This is a genomic window from Microcoleus sp. Pol10D4, from assembly GCF_036701555.1.
Classification (GTDB): Bacteria; Cyanobacteriota; Cyanobacteriia; order Cyanobacteriales; family Microcoleaceae; genus Microcoleus.
Genome location: NZ_JAUBRA010000136.1, coordinates 1 through 5,698, shown reverse-complemented (window position 1 = coordinate 5,698; position 5,698 = coordinate 1). Strand labels below are relative to the sequence as shown.

Annotated in this window: 6 protein-coding genes and 2 pseudogenes; 4 read left to right on the top strand and 4 right to left on the bottom strand. The window is 45.2% G+C overall.

All coding sequences use genetic code 11. The annotated features are described in order from the left end of the window. Positions 1–112: 112 nt before the first annotated feature. Positions 113–550 (top strand): annotated as a pseudogene (locus QUA36_RS30590) (ImmA/IrrE family metallo-endopeptidase); the annotation flags it as partial. 126 nt (positions 551–676) lie between these two features. On the opposite strand, the gene QUA36_RS30585 reads toward QUA36_RS30590, so the two are convergent. The 4 genes and pseudogenes from QUA36_RS30585 to QUA36_RS30575 all read right to left on the bottom strand — a co-directional run bounded on the left by QUA36_RS30585 (position 677) and on the right by QUA36_RS30575 (position 1,984). After that, positions 677–904, bottom strand: coding sequence for a hypothetical protein (locus tag QUA36_RS30585; RefSeq protein ID WP_333454123.1), 228 nt, complete (start codon positions 902–904; stop codon positions 677–679). Beyond that, positions 894–1,151 carry a hypothetical protein gene (locus QUA36_RS30580; RefSeq protein ID WP_333454121.1) on the bottom strand — a complete coding sequence of 86 codons (258 nt, stop codon included), beginning with the start codon at positions 1,149–1,151 and terminating at the stop codon, positions 894–896. Before QUA36_RS30580 ends, QUA36_RS30585 begins: the two co-directional genes overlap by 11 nt. Before the next feature lie 193 nt (positions 1,152–1,344). Then, a pseudogene (locus QUA36_RS31515) lies at positions 1,345–1,434 on the bottom strand (DUF7689 domain-containing protein); the annotation flags it as partial. A 61-nt stretch (positions 1,435–1,495) separates the two neighbouring features. After that, positions 1,496–1,984, bottom strand: a complete 489-nt coding sequence (locus QUA36_RS30575) for a hypothetical protein (RefSeq protein WP_333454119.1) — start codon at positions 1,982–1,984, stop codon at positions 1,496–1,498. A gap of 319 nt (positions 1,985–2,303) precedes the next feature. Here QUA36_RS30575 and QUA36_RS30570 point away from each other — a divergent pair, with 319 nt between their 5' ends. From QUA36_RS30570 to lpxD, 3 genes are all read left to right on the top strand, one after another. Continuing rightward, positions 2,304–3,419, top strand: a complete 1,116-nt coding sequence (locus QUA36_RS30570) for an SPFH domain-containing protein (RefSeq protein ID WP_333460088.1) — start codon at positions 2,304–2,306, stop codon at positions 3,417–3,419. 422 nt (positions 3,420–3,841) lie between these two features. Further along, positions 3,842–4,159 carry a YkvA family protein gene (locus tag QUA36_RS30565; RefSeq protein ID WP_333166715.1) on the top strand — a complete coding sequence of 106 codons (318 nt, stop codon included), beginning with the start codon at positions 3,842–3,844 and terminating at the stop codon, positions 4,157–4,159. Between the two features lie 143 nt (positions 4,160–4,302). Beyond that, positions 4,303–5,343, top strand: a complete 1,041-nt coding sequence (lpxD, locus tag QUA36_RS30560; RefSeq protein ID WP_333460087.1) for a UDP-3-O-(3-hydroxymyristoyl)glucosamine N-acyltransferase — start codon at positions 4,303–4,305, stop codon at positions 5,341–5,343. Positions 5,344–5,698: the final 355 nt, after the last annotated feature.

Sequence of the window (5,698 nt, the reverse complement as noted above, 5' to 3'; positions counted from 1 at the left end):
AGACTCCCATCCAAATTGCCAACACGATTCAACATATCTATAATCTCATTCTATAGTCTTCTAGCGGGAAGGGAGTAGTAAATATATCCAGAAAAAAAAAGATAATGATATTGGATTTGAACAATCGACACTAGCTCACGAAATAGGGCACTGGGTACTTCATGTCAATCAAGATGAAGCAGATGGTTTGGTACAACAACTAGAACTACCTCTATTTTGCGAGGCTAGTGAAGACGTATTTCTGTGTAGAAATGTGAGCGAAATGCTTGTTGATAAGGTCGGTCCTAAAACTCAAGCTGATTGGATTGAATGGCAGGCTCAATATTTTGCTAGTTGTTTGTTAATGCCTCGATATATCTTGGAAGAGAAGCGAAGGGGACGTGATTTAACAAACTGGCGTCACCTCTACGCAATGGCTGACGCTCTTGGCGTAACAATATCAAACTTGACAAATCGCCTGCAAGACGTAGGGTGGATTTACATTCCCAAGGGTTCTAAACAAATCTATTTAGGTAATACTATACCTAATGGGCAGCAAAGCTTGTTTTAGTGAAATGCGCTCGCCCCTCTGCCATCCCGAATCCCAAAGTGCGATCGCCCTTATTTTCCGAAAGTGTGATCGCTCTCTCTTATCAAAAGAGTCAATAAAAACTTCTGGGTTTGTTTAACTATAAGTCTAAACGTGATAAGCAGTAATAGCAACTATTCCATCAGGACTATAAATAGCTTCAATGCGTCTAAAAGTAGAATGAGTCCACCACACTTTCAGGCGATTTCCCTGAGCCGGAGCCGTACCCATTCTACCGTAGCCTGCTGTCAATAGAAGTAACTCAAATTCTGTGGATGGCAAAGTTTTTACAGTAATTTGAGGGATACCGTCAAGCTTATGCTTATCAAGGGTCATAGCTACCTTGATAAGTGCTGTAAATGCGGTAGCCAGGGAATACTAAAGCAATGCCAATGGGACTGTGAATAGTCCCCGGATAGTTTTCTTCGGGCTCGCTACCCCCAATCCGAATTTTGAGCGCACCCAGCCAAATGTAGATCCCTGGAATTAAAGTATCTAAACTGTAGGCGATCGCTCGCATTTGAAGATCCGGGGGATTAATCGGTTTTAAATACTGTGGCTTTTCAGGTTGAGAAATGGACATGGCACTGATTCCCGTGCGTTAGGGTACAAAAACGGTCTTGTTGATTACACTTTAACATAACCTAAGTTTCACTTTTCACTTGTTAAGCTTATTTTACTATTTGGTCGCGATCGTCCTTACAAATTTCATATCCCAGCGTTTGATAAGCCTGAATATACGCTTCTAGAATCTCCTGTTGCGACACACCGTCAGGCTAATAAAATTGCTCTCCAGGTATCCGTTGCCACCAACGATCTTCTTCCCCGGCAGCCCATGCAAAGCAGTTATATTTTTGAGATTTAGGGCAGGTAAATTGATAATCCCTGCGAGACCAATTGGACTACTTAAATTCAAATTCTGCTCTTCTATACATTCTCTTCAATCGCGTAACCTTGATTTCTCCCCCAATCTATCCAAGCTGATGCCATCTGTTTTACCCTTCCCCTTTGTTCTGGTTGAATGGGATTTTCACCCGTAATTGCACTCAACGCCGATAACCAGTAAAGGGGATTTATTTTCAGTTCCGATAGCAACAGCGGCACGATTTGTGTTCCCATACTAATAATTTCCTGATAGGCAGGATGCTGAGACATTTGGGCAGTTGAAGAAAGTGCAGCAACATCTTTCTCCCAATCCCAGGCTAGTGCATAAAATTTGTCAACTATATCAGGGGGAATTTTAGCATTTTTGTTGAGAATATTTTGAGCAGTATTGGGTGAAAGACTTTCTGGCTGTGCGAGGAAGTTTTCGATGCCTATTAAAACTAACTCTTCTATCGATATATTCAAGTCGTTGGCGACTTTTTGTAACTTCAGAAGTCGCTCATCTGAAAGGGCGATCGCGATCGTATTCATCTGACTTACGCTCCTAGCATGATGCCTTAAGTATAGCCAATAAATTACTCACCTTTAGTCACCGTTAAACCAAATTGTAGGGTGCGTTAGACATTAATTCTTTCGATTTCAACAGGTTTGAAGGATCGGACGCACCCTACGAACAGTATTTCGATCGCCCCCACCATCAACTAGATGCAAGCTAGATCCAGTCCGGCCTGAATCGCGGGGTGTCCAGAAGTATAGAATAGAGGTTGCGGAACCGGCACACCGCCCGATCGCTCGCCCCCAGCAATTTGTTACCCTAAAAATAGAATCTTCGCTCCCTCAACTCCCTCCCATGAACAACGCTTCTCCCCTGATTCAAACGATAACTCCAGAACGCTGGGCCGGGTTTAGTATGGACTTTATAGGGGCGGGTTACACGGGTTTGTTGGTCAAAAACGGCCGCGCCGTGCGTACCCTAAAATCCGGGCGGCATTTCAGCTTTGCCCTTCCCCTGCTGGAACAGGCTCAAATTGTCCTCGTAGACACCAAACTCCGCAATTTGGACGTGCAGTCGCACGGAGATTTTTTGTCTAAGGATCGGTTTTTAATTGATGCTACTCTGACTGTTATTTATCAAGTTATAGATCCGAAACGAGTAGCTTTGGAATTGTCCGATCCTATAGCTGTTTTAGCAAGTGCAGTTAAGGATTGTATGGGATTAGCGATCGGGCAAATACCCCTACAACAGCTTATCAGTCAAGGACGGCTGTTGCTGCGCCAAAATTTGCTCGATCGCGTCCAAGATTTTTATACCCTAGGTTTTAACTTAGAAGACGTGCGAATTGGCGATGTCAGCTTTCCCGAAACCAACGGAGTTATTCGCCAAGTTGAGGGAATGAGTGCCCGACAAGAAGCAGAAAATGCCGCCGCCCTGCAAATGAGAATTGCCGAAGCAGGCCGCCCGATTGTTCCTCAATCTCCCGTACAGCAGTTAAACTTAATTTCAGGTAATTCTCCTGCAAGTCTTCCAGCTTCCGACACAGCAGCCGGGTTCGATCGAGATTTACAACAACTGACAGAACAACTTGCTCAAAACAGCCTCCCTGCTGGGAGAAATCCTCCCCAACTTGCACCAACCGTACTCGCAAGCAGCGATCGCAAAACAAGCGCATATTTAATCTACAAATTTTCTGGAGAAGCGATCGCCCTAACAGCCAATCCCTTTACAATTGGACGCGAACCAACCAACACTTTAGTATTACAAGATCCGCAAAGTTCGCGCTACCACGCTCAAATCCGCCGGGCCACTGACGAACTTGGCAAACAGCGGTATCAGCTTGTCGATAGCGGCAGTTCCAACGGCACTTTTGTGGGTGGGCAGAGGCTGGCGGCTAACGAGCCTTTTTGGCTGCCAAACGGCTGCGAAATTGCGATCGGCGACCAAAAATGGATCTTTCAAAATTCGTGAGTGAAAGATATGAAGATTTTTTTAAACAGGAGATAAACACAGATAAGTTCCATCAGCGTTTATCTGTGTTTATCTGCTGACATCTGCGGTTAAAAATCCCAATCTAAGTAACTTAGTTTAATCACAATATACAAGTAAAAAAATGCCGAATCTACCGTCAACAAGAGGAATGTTTTTTAACCGCAGATAAAAACAGATAAACGCAGATAAACGCAGATTAATTCCATCGCCTTTCATCTGTCAGGTTTCTGTAGGGGCGTTGTCACGAGTCCCCGTCCTTCCGACACAGGTTGACAAATCCCTCCGGCCCAATTCCCTATATTCCCCGGTAGAAGTCTCTTCCCAATCTTAGGGGGGATATCTCCACTAGCATTTCGAGCGACAATTTGTCAAGATTGAAAATATAAGTAGAGGACAACCCCATGAACTTTTCTATACAATCTGTTTACAACTGGTACCGCGACACCCTCCGCAACCCCAAATACCGCTGGTGGATTATTCTGGGAACGTTGGCATATCTGGTAAGCCCGATCGACATAGCCCCAGACTTTCTCCCCGTCATCGGACAAATTGACGATGTGGCGATCGCAGTCTTGCTGATTTCCGAAGTGTCCCAAATGGCGATCGACTACTTTAAATCTCGCCAAACAGAGACAGCATCAGCATCCGAAGCCACCGGTGCCCCTTATTCTGAAGCCAACGGCAGCACCGTTGACGTAGATGCAGTTTCTGTAAAATAATTGCCAAAAATAATCGAGCGCTACAACCCCGACTTCTTCAAGAAATCGGGGTTTTTGTTTTTTAAATGCCAACTGCTCAGATCGTGCTCCAAAGCTGGTAATTTTAACTATGATCCATCTGTGCTAACAACAAATTTTTATAGATGAAGTTTAGCGAAATAGTACAAAAACTTAACTTAGCCACCAGTCGCACCTTCACAGCGTCGGTTGCTACCGATCCAGAAATTACAGGCGCGGCCCCTGTTGATGAAGCTGCACCCGGTACTATCAGTTACATAGAAGGTGCTAAATTTGCCACTCATACAGCCACTACAAATGCTTCGGCTTTAATTTTACCCTTAGATGAAAGCCTCCAAGCTCAATGTACCGATCGCAACATTGCTTGGATTGCCGCAGCAGATCCGCGATTGCTGTTTGCTGAAACGATCGCCCTTTTCTATCAACCGTTTCGCCCACCATCCGAAATTCATCCCTCAGCCGTCGTTCACCCCTCAGCAGAAATTGGTGAAAATGTCTATATCGGCCCCAACGTCGTTATCCAAGCAAAAGTCAAAATTGGCAGCAACGTTTGCATTCATCCAAATGTCGTAATTTACCCAGATGCGGAAATAGGCGAAGGCACTGTTTTACACGCTAACTGTGTCATTCACGAACGTACTCGCATCGGGGCAAATTGCGTGATTCACAGCGGTGCGGCGATCGGCAGCGAAGGTTTTGGGTTCGTGCCGACAGCCTCCGGGTGGGTAAAAATGGAGCAGTCTGGCTGCACTGTATTAGAAGAGGGTGTTGAGGTTGGCTGCAACAGCACGATCGACCGGCCCGCTGTCGGAGAAACCCGCATCGGCCAGAATACAAAAATCGACAATTTAGTACACGTAGGTCACGGCTGTCAAGTAGGAAAAAATTGCGCCTTTGCTGCTCACGTTGGCATGGCCGGCGGAGTAAAAATTGGCAACAATGTAATTTTGGCAGGTCAAGTGGGAATTGCTAATCAAGCCAAAATCGGAGATGGGGCGATCGCCACTGCTAAAGCCGGAATTCACAGCGACGTGCCCGCAGGTGCGATCGTGACGGGCGTTCCAGCAATTCCCCACAAACTATTTCTCAAAGCCGCAGCCGTCTACAACCGCTTGCCAGAAATGTACCAGTCTCTGAGGCAAATTCAGCGCAAGCTCGATCGGTAGTCATTAGTTATATACTTAAGCATCTTGATTCATTCTTGTATAATGTCAAGTTGTGTAGGGGCGGATTCACGAGTATTCTTAATTTTAAAGCCCACAGCTCGATCGAGCCGCCCCCCATATAAGGACGCATCAACCGCACATGATATCACCTGTTAAAAGAAGAAGATTTCACGATCGCCCGCCACGAATTTTCGAGAGTTTGAGAGTCTTCTTCACGCGCGCGTGACAGGACACACTTAATTCAGTATACCGAAATTATTGACTATCCATTTCAGAGCTATAGTCATTTCAAATAAATGTGAGACAGACGTCAGATCATGATAAAATCGCTAAAAGTAGTTAATTAGAAAAAAAT